Genomic DNA, 14,525 nt, shown 5'->3' on the forward strand with positions numbered 1-14,525 from the left:
AACCACCGTTCATGGGGAGACTTTACCGCAATGCATCCAAGGCAAGATTCAGCTCCAGCACATTCACGCGCGGCTCGCCCAGCACGCCGAGCTGACGGCCGCTGGTGTACTCGCGGACCAGCGACTGCACCCGTGCGACCGGCAAGCCGCGCAAGCGTGCCACGCGCGCCAGCTGGTACTGCGCGGCGGCCGGGCTGATCTGCGGATCGAGACCACTGCCGGACGCGGTGACCAGGTCCACCGGCACCGGCGCATGGTTGCCGGGATCCGCCTTGTGCAAGGCATCGATACGCTGTTTTACCGCCGCGGTCAGCGCCGGATTCGAGGGGCCGAGGTTGGAGCCACCCGAAGCCATGCCGTTATCGGCCATCGGCGTGGTCGCCGATGGTCGGCCCCAGAAGTACTTCGGGTCGGTGAAGGATTGCCCGATCAAGGCGGAGCCGACCGGTCGACCATCCTTCACGACCAGGCTGCCGTTGGCCTGGTGCGGGAAGATCAACTGTGCCACGCCGGTGACGGCCAGTGGATAGATCAAACCGGTGACCACCGTCATCACCAGCAGCAACAGGAAGGATTGACGCAGTAGCTTGCTCATAAGGATTCCGCTTATCTGGAAAGTGCGGCATGGATGGCCGCACGGGATGCTTCGCGATCGTGGATCGATCGCACTAGAAATGTCCCTGCAGCATCAGGAAGCCGCGCGTGCCGCCCACGTTGCGCGTATCGCGGGCGTCCAGGAAGCTGGGCGTGTGCCGATAGAACGCGCCGTTGCCGGCATGTACCAGACCACCGCTCAGCGACCAGTGCCGGTCAAGCTGATAGGCCAGCGTGGCACCGACGTCGCTGTAATCGGGGTCGCGGGTGCCACTGGCCAGTGGTGTGACCAGCGTGGTGGCGTAATGCGCATGCCCCGCATGCAAGGCCAGGCTCCAGCGCTCGCCAAGCGGAATGGCGGCATCCAGTTGCAGATAAACGCTGCCCTTCGAATTGCCGCGATAGCCCTGCTCCACGTCGATGCCGAAATAATCGGTAAGCGCCCGGTTGTACTTCAGCGTGAGCCACTTCCAGCTCAGCGCGGCATTCGCCTCGACGGTATTCAGCGAACGCGGGGCGAGTCCGGCGTGGTCGAGGTTGGCGCCGGGATAGAGATAACCGTAGAGCCCGGCGCGCCACGACCAGTCGCTGCCGATCGCATGGCCATAGCTGGCGTAGAGATCAAGCTCCATCGAACCGCCGGGGTAGCTGCGGTCGCTGATGCTCGAACCCCAGAAACCGGCGGCAAAGCCATTCGGGCTGGCGTAGTCGGCGCCGCCCTGGATCGCGGGATGACCCCAGCTCTGGGTCAGGCCGCGGAACACGTAGTCGGTGACCAGCGCGACATTGCCGGTCACCGGAGCGACTGGCGCATCTTCCGCCAACGCGCCACCGTCGACGACGGATCCCAGCAACACCACGCTCATCACGCATCTGGATAACGACATGGCCATCTCCTTCAGGACAGTCCAAGCGCAACCAGCAACATGTCGATCAGCTTGATGCCGACGAACGGCACTATCACGCCGCCCAGTCCGTACACCAACAGGTTGCGGCGCAGCAGCGCGGCGGCGCCGAGTGCGCGGTACTTCACGCCCTTCAGCGCCAGCGGGATCAGGAAGATGATGATCAGCGCGTTGAAGATCACCGCCGACAGGATCGCGCTGCGCGGCGTGGCCAGGTGCATCACGTTGAGCGCGTTGAGCGCCGGGTACGTGGTGGCGAACGCGGCCGGGATGATCGCGAAATACTTGGCGATGTCGTTGGCGATGGAGAACGTGGTCAGCGAACCGCGGGTGATCAGCATCTGCTTGCCGATCGCCACCACCTCGATCAACTTGGTCGGATTCGAATCGAGGTCGACCATGTTGCCGGCTTCCTTCGCCGCTTGCGTACCGGTATTCATCGCCACCGCCACGTCGGCCTGGGCCAGCGCCGGCGCATCGTTGGTGCCATCGCCGCACATCGCCACCAGGCGGTTCTCCGCCTGCAGGTCGCGGATCAGCTTGAGCTTGGCTTCCGGCGTAGCCTCGGCGAGGAAGTCGTCGACGCCGGCTTCTGCGGCAATGGCGGCTGCCGTGAGCGGATTGTCGCCGGTGATCATCACCGTCTTGATGCCCATCTTGCGCATCTCGGCGAAGCGCTCCTTGATGCCACCCTTGACGATGTCCTTCAGCTCGATCACGCCCAGCGCACGGTCGCCCTCGGTGACCAGCAACGGTGTGGCGCCGCGGCGCGCGATGTCTTCGGCCATGCGTTTGACGGCCGATGGAAGCGGCTTGCCAAGCCCATCGAGGTAACGCTCCACCGCATCCAGCGCGCCCTTGCGAATCTTCCGGACGCCGCCTGTCGCGCCTTCGCGTGACAGATCAACTGGCATGTCGACGCCGCTCATGCGCGTTTGCGCGGTGAACGGCACGAACTGCGCATGGCTGGCTTCCGGCAGCTGTTCGTCCAGGCCGAATTTCTCTTTCGCCAGCACCACCACGCTGCGCCCTTCCGGCGTCTCGTCGGCCAGCGAGGAAAGCTGGGCCGCCGTGGCCAGCGCACGCTCATCAATGCCCGGCGCGACATGGAAAGCCACCGCCTGGCGATTGCCCAGGGTGATCGTGCCGGTCTTGTCCAGCAGCAGCACGTCCACGTCGCCGGCCGCTTCCACCGCACGGCCGGAGGTGGCGATCACGTTGGCGCGAATCATCCGATCCATGCCGGCGATGCCGATCGCCGAGAGCAGCGCGCCAATCGTGGTCGGGATCAGGCACACCAGCAACGCGATCAGCACCGTCAGCGTGATCGGCTGGCCGATACCGGCCGCCTGCACGCTGTAGATCGAGTACGGCAACAACGTGGCGCAGGCCAGCAGGAAGATCAGGGTGAACTTGGCCAACAGGATGGTCAGCGCAATCTCGTTCGGCGTCTTGCGCCGCTTGGAGCCTTCCACCATCGCGATCATGCGGTCGAGGAAGCTCGCGCCCGGATCGCTGGTGATGCGCACCACCAGCCAGTCCGACAGCAGCTTGGTGCCGCCGGTGACGGCGCTGCGGTCGCCGCCGGATTCGCGGATCACCGGTGCCGATTCGCCGGTGATCGCACTCTCGTCCACGCTGGCCGCGCCCACCACCACCTCGCCGTCGCCGGGAATCTGCTCGCCCGGCTCGACCAGCACGTGATGACCGGTGCGCAATTCGCTGGACGGCACGAAGGTGATCGCGGCATGACGGTCGGCCGCCGCCAGCTTCTTCGCGATCACGTCCTTGCGCGAACTGCGCAGCGTATCGGCCTGCGCCTTGCCGCGGCCTTCCGCCAGCGCCTCGGCGAAATTGGCGAACAGCAGGGTGAACCACAGCCACAGGCTCACCAGGAAGATGAAGCCGGTGGGCGCCTCGCCGTGCCCGGCCAGCGCCTGCAACCACAACAACGTGGTCAGCACGCTGCAGACGAACACCACGAACATCACCGGGTTGCGGAACTGCAGCCGCGGCGACAGCTTGCGGAACGCGTCGGCGGCAGCCTTGAGAACCAGCTCGCGATCGAAGCCGCGAACGGTAGCGGTATGCGAAGTCATCGAAGATATCCCGAACGAATCAATGCGCCGACATCAGGTATTCGGCAATGGGGCCGAGCGCCAGCGCCGGCAGGAAGGTGAGTGCGCCCACCACGATCACCACGCAGGCCAGCAGCACGACGAATAGCGGCGTGTGCGTGGGCAGCGTGCCGGCCGATTCCGGCACGTGGCGTTTCGCGGCAAGCGAGCCGGCCATCGCCAGCATCGCGATGATCAGCGGGAAACGCGCCAGGAACATGCAAGCGCCCAGCAACACGTTCCAGAACAGGGTATTCGCCGAGAGTCCCGCAAACGCGCTGCCGTTGTTGTTCGACGCCGAGGTCAGCGCGTAAAGGATTTCGCTGAACCCGTGCGCGCCGGGGTTGGCAACACTCGATGCCCCCGCCGGTACCAGCACTGCGATGGCCGTGCCGATCACCACCAACGCACACGGCAGCAACACCGCCAGGCTGGCCATCTTCATCTCGTGGGCCTCGATCTTCTTGCCGAGGTATTCCGGCGTGCGGCCCACCATCAGCCCGGCGATGAACACCGCCACCACGGCGAACGCCAGCATGCCGTAAAGACCCGAGCCAACACCGCCGAAGATCACCTCGCCCAGCTGCATCAGCCACATCGGCACCATGCCACCCAGCGCCGTCAGCGAATCGTGCATCGCGTTCACCGCACCGCAGGACGCCGCCGTGGTGACGGCCACAAACAATCCCGTCGAAGCGATGCCGAAGCGCGTTTCCTTGCCTTCCATGTTGCCGCCGGACTGCAAGGCACTGGCATGCGCATCCACCGCCAATCCGTGCAGGGCGGGATTGCCCGCTTGCTCCGCCGCCACGGCACCGATCGCCAGCGGCACGAAGATCAACAGCATGGTGGCGAGGATCGCCCAGCCCTGCCGCGTGTCACCCACCATCTTGCCGAAGGTGTAGCAGAGACCACCCGGAATCAACAGGATCGCCAGCATCTCGATGAAGTTGGACAGCGGCGTGGGGTTCTCGTACGGATGCGCCGAGTTCGCGCTGAAGAAGCCGCCACCATTGGTGCCCAGGTGCTTGATCGCGATCTGCGAGGCCGCCGGCCCCATCGGCAAGGTCTGCGTGGTCACCGCCACGTTCTTCGTGACCGCGTGGCCGGAGGCATCCTGCGTCGTTTGCGCATAACTGGTGGTCTGCAGCACCGGCACGTCGACGTAAGGCTTGAGGTCCTGCACCACGCCCTGCGATACCAGCAGCAACGCGATCAGCATCGACAACGGCAGCAACACGTACAGCGTGCCGCGGGTCAGGTCCACCCAGAAATTGCCCAGCGCCTTCGCCCCATGTCGCACGAAGCCACGCACCACCGCTACCAGCACCGCGAGGCCGGTCGCCGCAGAGAGAAAATTCTGCACCGTCATGCCCATCATCTGGGTCAGGTAGCTCATCGTCGATTCGCCGGAATAACCCTGCCAGTTGGTATTGGTGACAAAGCTGATCGCGGTATTCATCGCCGAATCGGGCGACACGGCGCCGAAGTGCTGCGGATTGAGCGGCAGCCATGGCTGCACGCGTTGCAGCAGATAGACGGCCAGCAAGCCCAGCACGTTGAACGCCAGCACCGCGAGGGCGTAGCGCTTCCAGCCCATGTCCTCGTCGGCGCGGATGCCGCACACGCGGTAGATGCCACGTTCCACATGGCCACCGAAACGCGTCACCCGGTTGGGTGCCTCGGCGAACACCAGCGCCATGTAACTGCCGACCGGTTTCACCAGCAACAGCAACACGGCAAGGAACAGGCCGATCTGCAGATAGTCGTTGACAGTCATTCAAACCACTCCGGCTTGAGCAGGGCCACGCACAGGTAACCAGCCAGGGCCACCGCGATGGCGATGGCCGCGCCATAAATCAGCGTCATGGAAAAGTCCTTCAGGATGAGGCGCGCGAGTCAGCGCCGGCCAAGCCGATCGCAGATCAGCAGGAAGCCGAGACCGGCCGCGGCGAGCACGAAAATCAGCAGGAGATAGATGAGGTCCACGGAACGTTCTCCGTTGATGCAGTGGCGTGCACTGTAGGAACCGGCGCATAAGAAAGGGGTAGCCAAAGACCCCTGCGCCGTATAGAACGCGTAAAGATTTCGCGGTCAGCTATCGATGGGCCCGGCGTTGCGCACCGCCCGAGGAAAAAACGCCGCGCACGTCCGTGCCGCCCCCGCAAACAGCCGGGCAGCGGGAGACACCGGGTTTCGTTTCACTCGATCGGCGTATGCCGGTACTTGAACACGTCGCGCTGCTGCACCGCCGGCGCATCATTCGACCACGCATGGCGGATATAGCTGACCACGGCCGCAACGTCGGCATCGCTCAGCTTCTGCGCGAAGGGTGGCATCGAGTACGGCCGCGGATTGCCTGCCGTGGTCGGCGGGAAGCCGCCCAGCAGAACCGCGCGAATGGCATTGAGGCCGGAAGGATCGAGCACGGACGAATTGCCGGCCAGCGGCGGATAGACACCGGCCACGCCCTCGCCATCCTTGCCGTGGCAATCCGCACAACTCGCGGCATAGATCTTCGCCCCCTGATTCACCATCGCCGTCGCGGCCGGCACGGGTCCCGCGGGCGCAGGTGCCGCGCGCGGCGGCAACGATTGCAGGTAGATGGCGATCGCCCGCAGATCGTCGTCGTGCATGTATTGCGTGCTGCTGGCGACAACCTCGGCCATCGGTCCGAAGGCGGCGCCCTTGGCCGCTTGCCCGTTCTTCAGCAAATCGACGATGTCCTGTTCGGTCCAGCCCTGCAAGCCGCCATGGGCGCGACTGCTGAGGTCGGGCGCGTACCAGTCCTGCACCGGAATCCGGCCACCGGACAACGGCAACGCATGGGTGCCGCCGAACGCGCTGCGCGCGGCATGGCATTCGTTGCAATGACCCAGTCCCTGCACCAGGTAGGCACCGCGATTCCATGCCGCCGACTTGGTCGGATCAGGCTGGTACACGCCTTCTCGGAAATACAGCGCGCGCCAGGCCGCCAGCCCTTCGCGCACGTTGTAGGGGAAACTCAGGCCAAGCGGCCTGGCCGGCTTGTGCACCGGCGCCAGCGACTGCAGGTAGGCGAAGATGGCGAGCGCGTCGTCACGATCCACCTTGGTGAACGAGGTGTAGGAAAACGCCGGATACAGAAACTCGCCGTGACGACCGATGCCGTCGTGCAGCGCGCGCCAGAAATCCTCGAAGCGCCAGTCGCCCAGACCGGTGGCCTTGTCCGGGGTGATATTGGGGGTGGGAATGTTGCCAAACGGCGTGGGCAAGATCCGGCCACCGGCGAAATCCGCACCGCCCTGCTCGGTGTGGCAGGAAACACAGTCGCCGACCGTGGTCAGGTATTGGCCGCGCGCGATCAGCGCCGGGGCCTTCAGCGTGGCCGCACTGACCTGGCTCGTCGCGCCGGGCGCCGACTCATCACTGTGCCCACCAAAGAACAGCCAGCCGCCCAGCACGGCTACCAGCAGCACGATCAGGATCACCAGCCGACGTAGCCACTTCATGTGCCGTCTCCACCCTTGCCGGCAAGCACCCCGCAAACCAGCGGCGGCGTCACCGAACCGGCCGGCAACGCGTGCGTGTCGGCCGGCAGCTGGCGCGTGGCCAGCCACGCGGCAACCGCGCTGATGTCAGTCGGGGTCAAGCGGTTGGCGATTTCGGACATGCAATCCGGTGCCGCTGCGGCGCGCGTGCCGGTACGCCAGGAGCCGAGCTGCGAACTGATGTAGTCGTACGGCAGACCGACCAGGCCAGGAATGTCCGGCTCCACCCCAGTCAGCGACTTGCCGTGGCAGCGTTCGCAGGCAGGCACCTTCAGCGCCGGATCGCCTTGCGTGACCAGTTGTTCGCCACGCTGCAACGTGGCTGTCGGCAGGTGCGGCACCTGCGAGCGCTGGTAAGGCACCTGCTGCGCGGCGAAATACTCGGCGATCTCGCGCATGTAGGCCGGGCTCAAGCTGCGCACCATGTACTCCATTGGCGCGTACTTGCGCAGGCCATCGTGGAAATACATCAATTGGCGCGCCAGGTAACCGGCCGGCTTGCCGGCCAGGCGCGGAAAGAAACCGCTGCCCGGCGAGCCTTCGCCGTGCACGCCATGGCAACTGGTGCATGCGGCGATGCGTTGCTGCAGGGTATCGGGCACCTGCGGGGGCGCGTTGTCTCCCGGTGCAGCAGCCCGCAGCGGCGACAGCCAGGCCAGCAGGATGGCCAGCACCGCGGTGAGTACCGCTCCGCCGGCACCACGCCGATGCGAGCTCCCAACCTCGACCGTTTGCACTTTCCCGATACGCACGTTCATCCATCCAGTATACGAGCTGCGTTGCTCGATGCAGACAGGTAAGCTGCGAAGATGCGGCAGCTTGCCGCACGTCCGGAGGTTCCGATGATGCGTCCATCACTTGCACCCTGCCTGCTCGCCGCCCTGTTCGTTGCCGCGCCACTGGCCGCGCAGGAACATGACGATGCCTACGCGCCCATTGCCACCTTGCAGCAGCAGATGAAAGCCGGCCAGCTGAGCAGCCAGGCGTTGACGCGCAGCTTCCTCGAACGCATCCATCGCATCGATCAAAGCGGCCCCAGCCTGCACGCCGTGATCGAAACCAATCCCGACGCACTAAAGATCGCCGCCGCGCTGGACGCCAAGCGCACGAAGACAGACGGCCCGCTGTATGGCATCCCGGTCTTGCTGAAGGACAACATCGATACCGGCGACCACGAGCGGACCACCGCGGGCTCACTGGCGCTGGCCGCGGCGCCCGCACCCACGGATGCCACCGTGACGGCGAAGCTGCGCGCCGCCGGGGCGGTGATCCTCGGCAAGGGCAACCTCAGTGAATGGGCGTCGTTCCGTTCCTCGCATTCCAGCAGTGGCTGGAGTGGCGTCGGCGGACAGACCAAAAACCCCTACGCGCTTGATCGCAATCCGTGCGGCTCCAGCTCCGGTCCCGGGGCTGCGGTGGCCGCAGGCCTGGTCACGGTGGCGGTCGGTACCGAAACCGACGGTTCGATTCTCTGCCCGTCCTCGATGAACGGCATCGTCGGCATCAAGCCCACGCTGGGCCTGGTGAGTCGCACCGGCATCGTGCCAATCAGCCACAACCAGGACACCGCCGGCCCGATGGCGCGTGATGTCGCCGACGCCGCCACCTTGCTCACGGTGATCGCCGGCAGCGATCCGCGCGATCCGGCCACCATCGACGCGGACAAGCACAAGACCGACTACACCCGATTCCTCGATCCGAACGGCCTGCGCGGCAAGCGCATCGGCGTGGTGCGCCAGTTTGCCGGCAACGAGCCGAATGCCGACCGCGTGCTCGATGCCGCCATTGCCACGATGAAGGCCCAGGGCGCCATCATCGTCGACCCGGTGAAACTGCCGCACCTCAACGAACTCGGCCCGCTGGAAATGACCGTGCTGCTGTACGACTTCAAGCACGATCTCAAGGCCTATCTCGCCACCCGCACCGGCCTGAAAGTGCACACGCTGGCCGACGTGATCGCCTTCGACAAGGCGCATGCCGCGCAGGAAATGCCGTGGTTCGGGCAAGACCTGTTCGAGCAGGCGGAAGCGAAAGGCCCGCTCACCGACAAGGCCTATCTCGACGCGCTGGCGAAGGTGAAACGGCTGGCCGGCCCGGAGGGGATTGACGCTGCACTCAAGGCGCACCATCTCGACGCGCTGCTGGCGCCATCGGAGGGGCCGGCCTTCATGACCGACCCGGTGCTGGGCGACCATATCGTCAGCGGCGACCCCACCATTGGTGGCTCCTCGCAACCGGCCGCGATAGCCGGCTATCCCTCGATCGCCGTGCCTGCAGGCTGGGCCCACGGATTGCCCGTGGGCATCGTGCTGTTCGGTGCGAAGTGGAGCGAACCGACGCTGATCTCGATCGCCTACGGCTTCGAACAGCACACGCATGCGTGGCGGGCGCCGAAGTTCCTCAATACGGTGGATGGCAAACCGGTCGCCGAAGGGGCGCCCTGAGCACGCCATGTCCGAACCCATGCGGCAAAGCACGCTGACCTGCCCCGGCTGCGGTCATTCATCCATCGAAACCATGCCGACCAACGCCTGCGTGTATTTCCACGAATGCACGCACTGCGGGTTGCTGCTGCAACCCAGGCCGGGCGACTGCTGCGTGTTCTGCTCGTACGGCAGCGTGCCGTGTCCACCGGTGCAGTTGCAAAAACCGTGCTGCGGCTGAGCCCGCTGAAGCGATTCCTTCCGCCGCACCAGCCCGCGTGACCAAGCCTCAGTGCAGGTAGACCGTCGGCCCCAGCACCACGGCGAACCCCAGCGTCACCAGCACGCCCAGGATGACGATGGCATAGTTCCGGCCGACGGTGAAATCGCGTGGCGGCTCCGTGCACGGTCGAGACCACGCCACATTGAACAGGCCGGCCGTGCCGCCAAACGACGAGGCGACGGCCGACATCAGGGTGATCACGATCCCCAGCGGATTGAACAGGCTGACCAGCACCGCCATCGCGCCACCGACAAGGTAGATCGTCATGGCGGCCCTGCGTTGCACGTGGCGCGCCTGTTCGCCACCGCCGAGCATCGCGAACATCATCCGGATCGATCGCTTGACCACCATGATGTACGCGCACAGGCCGATCGCAAACATCAGCGCGCGCCACAACCAGGGCCACGGCAACGGCCCGATGCCGCCACCTGCCGCCGGGCCCCAGTCGCCCAGATTGGTGGCGCCGGAAAACATCCAGTAGCCTGCCGCGACCATGCCTTTCACGGTGAACACGATCCACAGCACCAGCTTCGGCAGGGGTCGCTGCACGAACCGCCATGCCAGGACCGCCAGCACGGCCACCACGACGTCCACGCCGGTACCCGCCATGGCCACGGTGCGCCGGCTCCACGCCCCGGTACCAGGACATTCGACGTAATACGCCCCCAGCTCGCTCGGTCGATGACCGCTGGCCACACAGACCAGGCCGTGCCCCAGCAATTCATGCGCCATGGTCAGCAGCGGCAACAGCAGAAGCGCCAGGCCCACCAGCGTCCACATGTCGATACGCGGTGTCGCAACCCGTTTATCCATCATGCAATCGGCTCCCCTCCAGAGGGGGCCATCATCTCGCATGAGGCAAATGCACCCCAGTGCACGGCGCATGGCACCGACATGACACTCGTCATCCGATGCCATTCACCCGCAGCGGTTCATCCCACCGATTTGCGCACGATCAGCATCGCCAGTTCCAGCGATTGCTCGTAGTTGAGCCGCGGGTCGACCATCGACTTGTAGGCACGTTCGAGGTCGGTCTCGGAGAGATCGCGCGCGCCGCCCAGGCATTCGGTGACATCTTCGCCGGTGAGCTCCAGATGCACGCCACCGAGCCGGGTACCGGCAGCCGCGTGGATGTCGAAGGCCTGGTCGAGCTCGCCGCGAATATTGTCGAAGCGCCGCGTCTTGTAGCCGTTCGAGGTACTCTCAGTGTTGCCGTGCATCGGATCGGCCACCCACAGCACGCGTCGTCCCTCGCGCTTCACCGCTTCCAGCAAGGGTGGCAGCGCCTCACCGACCTTGGCGTTGCCCATGCGGTGGATCAGGGTCAACCGGCCGGGTTCATCGTCGGGGTTCAGCGCATCGATCAGCGGCAACAATCGCTCCGGCGTCACCGACGGCCCCACCTTCACCGCGACCGGGTTGCGGATGCCACGGAAGTATTCCACGTGGGCACCATCCAATGCCGCGGTGCGCATGCCGATCCACGGGAAATGCGTGGACAGGTTGAACCAGCCCGGGTGGCGCGGCACCTGCCGCGTCAATGCCTGCTCGTAATGCAGCAACAGCGCTTCGTGCGAGGTGAAGAAATCCACCTTGGAGAAACCCGCGATCGGGCCGGCCAGCGTCTCCATGAAGCGCAGCGAGTCGCCGATCGCCGCAACCATGCGCCGATAGTCGGCAGCCATCGGCGAGCGCTCGACCCAGGTGAGATCCCAATACTCGGGGTGGCGCAGGTCGGCGAAGCCGCCGTCGATCAGTGCGCGCACGAAGTTCATGGTCAACGCGGAATGCGAATGTGCGCTGATCAATCGTTGCGGATCAGGCCGGCGCGCCTCAGCGGTGAAAGCCGGGCCATTCACCACGTCGCCACGGAAACTGGGTAGCGTCACGCCGTCGCGGGTTTCGGTGTCGGCCGAACGCGGCTTGGCGTACTGCCCCGCGAAACGGCCCACGCGCAGTACCGGCTGCTTCAGGCCGTGCACCAGCACCAGGCTCATCTGCAGCAGCACTTTCAAGCGATTGGAAATGATCGGACTGGAACAGTCGGCAAAGCTTTCAGCGCAATCGCCGCCCTGCAACAGGAAGCGACGACCCTCCTGCGCCTCGGCCAACGACTGCTTCAACGCCAGCACTTCCCAGGAGGTCACCAGCGGCGGCAGTTGCGCCAGCCGCGACGTGGCAGACGCCAGTTCCTCCGCGTCCTCGTAGCGAGGCTGTTGCAGCGCCTCGCGCCGCTGCCATGACGACGGCGTCCAGTCCGCGGCTGGAGACCCGGCTCGCATCGACTCGTTCATCGCCGGATCCCGATGGCACGGCGCATCCCGGCCCGGACCGACCATAGCCCGAGCAACACGAACCAGATCAACGACCACCAGGGCATCGACAAGCCCAGGATCGGCTGCACCCGGGCGCATTCGCCGGAACCGGTGAGTACCTTGGCCAACACGCCGATCACGCCGCCGTGGCTGGCGCGCGTCTCGAGCATGTAACCCAACGGCGCCCCGCAACTCGGCACCTCGTCGAGCGGCAGCGACTGGATCCACAAGTGGCGGCTGGCAATACCCACGCCGATCAGCGCAATCAGTACCAGCAGGACCACATAGACCCAACGTCCACCACCACGCGGCGCATGCAGGCCACCGATCAGGAAGACCACGCCAAGCACGATGAACACCACGCGCTGCAGGATGCACAGCGGGCACGGGTCCATCATCAGCACGTATTGCGCGTACAACGCGAAGCCGACCAGGCCGGCACAGACCACGAAGCCGGCGAGAAGACTGACACGGTACGACCAGCGCAATGGGTTCATGGACTTGCTAGGGTGATGGGAGAAGGCAAGACATTACCCGCTTGCCCGCACGCTGTCAGCAACAGCGACATTTTGCACCTGCCGAAAAAGCAAAACCCCGGCAGGTTGCCCGGCCGGGGTTTTGCATGGACGCATGGACGTCCGAATGAATCGAAAACTTACTCGGCGTCGACGGCCTCGGCCGCCTGCGGACGATCAACCAGTTCGACATACGCCATCGGCGCATTGTCGCCCGGGCGGAAGCCGCACTTCAGGACGCGCAGGTAACCGCCGGCACGCTCGCGGTAACGCGGCCCCAGCTCGACGAACAGCTTGCCCACGGCTTCCTTGTCGCGCAGGCGCGCAAAGGCAAGACGACGATTGGCGACGCCATCGTTCTTGGCCAGGGTGATCAGAGGCTCGGCGACGCGACGAAGTTCCTTCGCCTTCGGCAAGGTGGTGCGGATCAGTTCGTGCTTGAACAGCGACGAGGCCATGTTCTTGAACATCGCTTCGCGGTGGCTGCTGGTACGGTTGAACTTGCGGCCGGATTTCATGTGGCGCATGGCAAAACTCTCTCTGTCTGTTGTTATGAAAAACCGGCACCTGTGTCCGGCTTTCCGCGGTTGCCCGCTGTTCCAAGCCCTGTCAAAACGGGCCCTTGTGAGAAGTGCGGCCATGAATGGCCGTCTGTTGCTCTGGCGATCAGGAGATCGCATGAAAGGCCAGATCGGCCTTTGGTCGGGCAGTCAAAGGGGACTGCTCCAAATACGCAGCCAGGTGGCGGCGTGATCCGGCGGAACAGCCCGAAGGCCCCCGCCAGTTTGTAACTGCAGCGGCGACCCAAGGGTCGCCGCTGCATCAACATCAACCCAGCTGCATGCCGTGCGACAAGCCCGGCGGCGGCCAGTTTTCAAGCTTCATGCCGAGCGCGAGGCCACGACCACCAAGCACATCCTTGATCTCGGTCAGCGACTTCTTGCCCAGGTTCGGCGTCTTCAACAGCTCGACCTCGGTCTTCTGCACCAGGTCGCCGATGTAGTAGATGCTCTCGGCCTTCAGGCAGTTCGCCGAACGCACGGTGAGCTCCAGATCATCGATCGGACGCAGCAGCAGCGGATCGAAACCGCTCTTCTCGGCCTTGTCGGTAGCGCTCTCGCGACGCGAGAAGTCACCGAACACCGACAGCTGGTCGTTGAGGATCTCGGCAGCCTTGCGAACCGCGTCTTCCGCACCGATGGTGCCGTTGGTCTCGATATCCAGCACCAGCTTGTCGAGGTTGGTGCGCTGCTCGACACGAGCAGCGTCCACTTCGTAGGCCACGCGCAGCACTGGCGCGAAGGACGCATCCAGCTGCAGGCGACCGATCGGGCGCGCCTCGTCATCCGGGTGCTGGCGCGCGCTGGCCGGCTGGTAGCCGACGCCGCGATGCACCTTCAGGCGCATGTTGAGCGCGATGTCCTTGGTCAGGTGGCAGATCACGTGCTCGGGATTGATGATCTCGACCGTGTGATCCACGGTGATGTCGCCGGCGGTGACCACGCCCTTGCCCTTCTTGGACAGGGTCAGGGTGACTTCGTCGCCGGTATGCTGGCGAATGGCCACGTCCTTGAGGTTCAGCAGGACTTCGATCACGTCCTCCTGCAGGCCTTCGAGGGTGGTGTATTCGTGCAGCACGCCATCGATTTCCACCTCGATGATGGCACTGCCGGGAATCGAGGAGAGCAGCACGCGGCGCAGCGCGTTGCCCAGGGTATGGCCGAAGCCACGTTCGAGCGGCTCAACCACCACCCGGGCACGGTTGGCTCCAAGCTGCTCGACGCTGAGGCCACGAGGCCGCAGCACACTAGTTGACGAAACTGCCATGCAAGGCTCCGGTAAA

Annotated in this window: 14 protein-coding genes; 2 read left to right on the forward strand and 12 right to left on the reverse strand. The window is 65.1% G+C overall.

All coding sequences use genetic code 11. The features are described 5' to 3' along the window. Window positions 1-22: 22 nt before the first annotated feature. From kdpC to AB7849_RS00945, 7 genes are all read right to left on the reverse strand, one after another. The gene (kdpC, locus tag AB7849_RS00915) at window positions 23-595 is read right to left on the reverse strand and encodes a potassium-transporting ATPase subunit KdpC (RefSeq protein ID WP_008208473.1); all 573 of its coding nucleotides are present in this window, start codon (window positions 593-595) and stop codon (window positions 23-25) included. A gap of 73 nt (window positions 596-668) precedes the next feature. Then, window positions 669-1,481, reverse strand: coding sequence for a TorF family putative porin (locus AB7849_RS00920; protein ID WP_081491696.1), 813 nt, complete (start codon window positions 1,479-1,481; stop codon window positions 669-671). Window positions 1,482-1,492: 11 nt separating this feature from the next. Next, the gene (kdpB, locus tag AB7849_RS00925; protein ID WP_008208468.1) at window positions 1,493-3,598 is read right to left on the reverse strand and encodes a potassium-transporting ATPase subunit KdpB; all 2,106 of its coding nucleotides are present in this window, start codon (window positions 3,596-3,598) and stop codon (window positions 1,493-1,495) included. Window positions 3,599-3,617: 19 nt separating this feature from the next. Next, window positions 3,618-5,396 carry a potassium-transporting ATPase subunit KdpA gene (gene kdpA, locus AB7849_RS00930; protein ID WP_008208465.1) on the reverse strand — a complete coding sequence of 593 codons (1,779 nt, stop codon included), beginning with the start codon at window positions 5,394-5,396 and terminating at the stop codon, window positions 3,618-3,620. Beyond that, the gene (gene kdpF, locus AB7849_RS00935) at window positions 5,393-5,485 is read right to left on the reverse strand and encodes a K(+)-transporting ATPase subunit F (RefSeq protein ID WP_081491695.1); all 93 of its coding nucleotides are present in this window, start codon (window positions 5,483-5,485) and stop codon (window positions 5,393-5,395) included. The genes kdpA and kdpF overlap by 4 nt, the downstream gene beginning before the upstream one ends. 332 nt (window positions 5,486-5,817) lie before the next feature. Continuing rightward, window positions 5,818-7,107: a c-type cytochrome gene (locus AB7849_RS00940; RefSeq protein WP_008208463.1), complete on the reverse strand. Its 1,290-nt coding sequence runs from the start codon at window positions 7,105-7,107 to the stop codon at window positions 5,818-5,820. Beyond that, window positions 7,104-7,904, reverse strand: coding sequence for a c-type cytochrome (locus AB7849_RS00945; RefSeq protein ID WP_008208461.1), 801 nt, complete (start codon window positions 7,902-7,904; stop codon window positions 7,104-7,106). Before AB7849_RS00945 ends, AB7849_RS00940 begins: the two co-directional genes overlap by 4 nt. Window positions 7,905-7,991: 87 nt before the next feature. Between AB7849_RS00945 and AB7849_RS00950 the strand changes: the two genes are divergently transcribed. Both AB7849_RS00950 and AB7849_RS00955 read left to right on the forward strand, forming a co-directional pair. Then, on the forward strand, window positions 7,992-9,590 hold the full coding sequence (locus AB7849_RS00950) for an amidase (RefSeq protein ID WP_037098358.1): 1,599 nt from the start codon (window positions 7,992-7,994) through the stop codon (window positions 9,588-9,590). A gap of 7 nt (window positions 9,591-9,597) precedes the next feature. Beyond that, the gene (locus AB7849_RS00955; protein WP_008208458.1) at window positions 9,598-9,810 is read left to right on the forward strand and encodes a GDCCVxC domain-containing (seleno)protein; all 213 of its coding nucleotides are present in this window, start codon (window positions 9,598-9,600) and stop codon (window positions 9,808-9,810) included. A gap of 48 nt (window positions 9,811-9,858) precedes the next feature. Here the strand turns inward: AB7849_RS00955 and AB7849_RS00960 are convergent, their stop codons facing one another. From AB7849_RS00960 to AB7849_RS00980, 5 genes are all read right to left on the reverse strand, one after another. Continuing rightward, the gene (locus AB7849_RS00960; RefSeq protein WP_037098340.1) at window positions 9,859-10,668 is read right to left on the reverse strand and encodes a hypothetical protein; all 810 of its coding nucleotides are present in this window, start codon (window positions 10,666-10,668) and stop codon (window positions 9,859-9,861) included. Window positions 10,669-10,784: 116 nt separating this feature from the next. Continuing rightward, complete coding sequence (locus AB7849_RS00965; RefSeq protein ID WP_008208454.1) at window positions 10,785-12,146, reverse strand: class II 3-deoxy-7-phosphoheptulonate synthase; 1,362 nt, start codon at window positions 12,144-12,146, stop codon at window positions 10,785-10,787. Continuing rightward, a complete protein-coding gene (locus AB7849_RS00970; RefSeq protein ID WP_008208453.1) occupies window positions 12,143-12,664 on the reverse strand; it encodes a disulfide bond formation protein B in 522 nt (173 codons plus the stop codon). Before AB7849_RS00970 ends, AB7849_RS00965 begins: the two co-directional genes overlap by 4 nt. Before the next feature lie 158 nt (window positions 12,665-12,822). After that, entirely contained in the window at window positions 12,823-13,209 is a 387-nt protein-coding gene (gene rplQ / locus AB7849_RS00975; RefSeq protein WP_008208450.1) for a 50S ribosomal protein L17, read from the reverse strand. Window positions 13,210-13,510: 301 nt separating this feature from the next. Further along, window positions 13,511-14,509, reverse strand: coding sequence for a DNA-directed RNA polymerase subunit alpha (locus tag AB7849_RS00980; RefSeq protein ID WP_008208448.1), 999 nt, complete (start codon window positions 14,507-14,509; stop codon window positions 13,511-13,513). Between the last annotated feature and the right edge of the window lie 16 nt (window positions 14,510-14,525).

Source organism: Rhodanobacter sp. FW021-MT20, from assembly GCF_041107475.1.
Lineage (GTDB): Bacteria > Pseudomonadota > Gammaproteobacteria > Xanthomonadales > Rhodanobacteraceae > Rhodanobacter_A > Rhodanobacter_A glycinis.

Coding starts and splice junctions, on each gene's coding strand:
- rplQ (WP_008208450.1), bottom strand. CDS start 13,209: ATGCGCCACATGAAATCCGGCCGCAAGTTCAACCGTACCAGCAGCCAC.
- AB7849_RS00920 (WP_081491696.1), bottom strand. CDS start 1,481: ATGTCGTTATCCAGATGCGTGATGAGCGTGGTGTTGCTGGGATCCGTC.
- AB7849_RS00965 (WP_008208454.1), bottom strand. CDS start 12,146: ATGAACGAGTCGATGCGAGCCGGGTCTCCAGCCGCGGACTGGACGCCG.
- AB7849_RS00955 (WP_008208458.1), top strand. CDS start 9,598: ATGTCCGAACCCATGCGGCAAAGCACGCTGACCTGCCCCGGCTGCGGT.
- AB7849_RS00980 (WP_008208448.1), bottom strand. CDS start 14,509: ATGGCAGTTTCGTCAACTAGTGTGCTGCGGCCTCGTGGCCTCAGCGTC.
- kdpF (WP_081491695.1), bottom strand. CDS start 5,485: ATGACGCTGATTTATGGCGCGGCCATCGCCATCGCGGTGGCCCTGGCT.
- AB7849_RS00945 (WP_008208461.1), bottom strand. CDS start 7,904: ATGAACGTGCGTATCGGGAAAGTGCAAACGGTCGAGGTTGGGAGCTCG.
- kdpA (WP_008208465.1), bottom strand. CDS start 5,396: ATGACTGTCAACGACTATCTGCAGATCGGCCTGTTCCTTGCCGTGTTG.
- AB7849_RS00960 (WP_037098340.1), bottom strand. CDS start 10,668: ATGATGGATAAACGGGTTGCGACACCGCGTATCGACATGTGGACGCTG.
- kdpB (WP_008208468.1), bottom strand. CDS start 3,598: ATGACTTCGCATACCGCTACCGTTCGCGGCTTCGATCGCGAGCTGGTT.
- kdpC (WP_008208473.1), bottom strand. CDS start 595: ATGAGCAAGCTACTGCGTCAATCCTTCCTGTTGCTGCTGGTGATGACG.
- AB7849_RS00940 (WP_008208463.1), bottom strand. CDS start 7,107: ATGAAGTGGCTACGTCGGCTGGTGATCCTGATCGTGCTGCTGGTAGCC.
- AB7849_RS00970 (WP_008208453.1), bottom strand. CDS start 12,664: ATGAACCCATTGCGCTGGTCGTACCGTGTCAGTCTTCTCGCCGGCTTC.
- AB7849_RS00950 (WP_037098358.1), top strand. CDS start 7,992: ATGCGTCCATCACTTGCACCCTGCCTGCTCGCCGCCCTGTTCGTTGCC.